At 53.8% G+C, this 273-nt stretch carries 1 tRNA gene and 1 rRNA gene; both read right to left on the bottom strand.

The window, feature by feature from the left end:
- Nucleotides 1-47 precede the first annotated feature (47 nt).
- Nucleotides 48-123, bottom strand: a tRNA-Val gene (locus tag RUW00_RS22865).
- 23 nt (nt 124-146) lie between these two features.
- Nucleotides 147-262: ribosomal RNA gene (rrf, locus tag RUW00_RS22860) — 5S ribosomal RNA — on the bottom strand.
- Nucleotides 263-273: the final 11 nt, after the last annotated feature.

Genomic DNA, 273 nt, shown 5'->3' with positions numbered 1-273 from the left:
CTGATTACAAGTCAGTTGCTCTACCAATTGAGCTAGGCCGGCAAATATGGTGGAGGATGACGGGCTCGAACCGCCGACCCTCTGCTTGTAAGGCAGATGCTCTCCCAGCTGAGCTAATCCTCCATATATTACACTTACGTGTAATGGCTTGGCGGCGTCCTACTCTCACAGGGGGAAACCCCCGACTACCATCGGCGCTGAAGAGCTTAACTTCCGTGTTCGGCATGGGAACGGGTGTGACCTCTTCGCTATCGCCACCAAACCATTGAGAGT

The sequence above is a fragment of the Bacillus sp. IS1 genome (assembly GCF_032461585.1).
Classification (GTDB): Bacteria; Bacillota; Bacilli; order Bacillales; family Bacillaceae; genus Bacillus; species Bacillus velezensis.
Note: the sequence above shows the minus strand (reverse complement) of the source record. Positions and strands in the feature narration are given on the sequence as shown.